This is a genomic window from Microbacterium maritypicum MF109 (genome assembly GCF_000455825.1).
Classification (GTDB): domain Bacteria; phylum Actinomycetota; class Actinomycetes; order Actinomycetales; family Microbacteriaceae; genus Microbacterium; species Microbacterium maritypicum_A.
Genome location: NZ_ATAO01000254.1, coordinates 1 through 1365 on the forward strand (window position 1 = coordinate 1; position 1365 = coordinate 1365).

The window sequence follows — 1365 nt, forward strand, 5'->3', positions numbered from 1 at the left end:
AGCGTCAGATGTGTATAAGAGACGAAGGTGGGGATGACGTCAAATCATCATGCCCCTTATGTCTTGGGCTTCACGCATGCTACAATGGCCGGTACAAAGGGCTGCAATACCGCGAGGTGGAGCGAATCCCAAAAAGCCGGTCCCAGTTCGGATTGAGGTCTGCAACTCGACCTCATGAAGTCGGAGTCGCTAGTAATCGCAGATCAGCAACGCTGCGGTGAATACGTTCCCGGGTCTTGTACACACCGCCCGTCAAGTCATGAAAGTCGGTAACACCTGAAGCCGGTGGCCTAACCCTTGTGGAGGGAGCCGTCGAAGGTGGGATCGGTAATTAGGACTAAGTCGTAACAAGGTAGCCGTACCGGAAGGTGCGGCTGGATCACCTCCTTTCTAAGGAGCATCTGACACTTTCGGGTGTCCAGAACCCAGATCGAGAACGTTCGTTTCTCGCTGGGAGCTCATGGGTGGAACATTTGACATGGTGCGAAGGATGTTGTTCTTCTCCAGTACGCCACTTCGGTGGTTGGAACGGGGAGGGTGATGGATGTCGCACCTGCACGCTGTTGGGTCCTGAGGGACCGGATGCGGATCTTTCGGGATCTGGTCTGAACCTCTGGGCCTCTTTCTGTTTCCCCCGTGTGGGGTTGTGGATAGGGGCACCGCCCGTACTTTGAGAACTACACAGTGGACGCGAGCATCTTGCAGCTGGCTTCGGTCAGTTGCACAAGATGATCTTAAAGATCATTAGTCAATTTCAGATTCCATCTTCGGATGGGGTCGAGTTTTTGATTCAAACTCATGTGATTTCAAGTCTTTAAGAGCAAACGGTGGATGCCTTGGCATCTGGAGCCGAAGAAGGACGTAGCAATCTGCGATAAGCCTCGGGGAACTGATAAGCAAGTTTTGATCCGAGGGTGTCCGAATGGGGAAACCCCGCTGGGCGGCGTGCCGACCTAGTGACTCCCGCCTGAATATATAGGGCGGGTAGAGGGAACGTGGGGAAGTGAAACATCTCAGTACCCACAGGAAGAGAAAGCAACCGCGATTCCGTTAGTAGTGGCGAGCGAAACCGGAACAGGCTAAACCTAGCGTGTGTGATAGCCGGCAGGCGTTGCACGTTGGGGGTTGTGGGACTTTTCAGTCATCTCTGCCGAGGTGGCGGCGTTACAAGAAGGTATAGACGAACGGTCTTGAAAGGCCGGTCATAGAGGGTGCCAACCCCGTAGTCGAAATGCCTCTCTTGGCGCGAAGAGTATCCCAAGTAGCACGGGGCCCGTGAAATCCCGTGTGAATCTGTCAGGACCACCTGATAAGCCTAAATACTCCCAGATGACCGATAGCGGACAAGTACCTGTCTCTTATACA

2 rRNA genes are annotated in these 1365 nt (G+C 53.8%); both read left to right on the plus strand.

Annotation, left to right across the window (positions count from 1 at the left end):
• Nucleotides 1-390, plus strand: a 16S ribosomal RNA gene (locus L687_RS43050); the annotation flags it as partial.
• A gap of 414 nt (nucleotides 391-804) precedes the next feature.
• Nucleotides 805-1365, plus strand: a 23S ribosomal RNA gene (locus L687_RS43055); the annotation flags it as partial.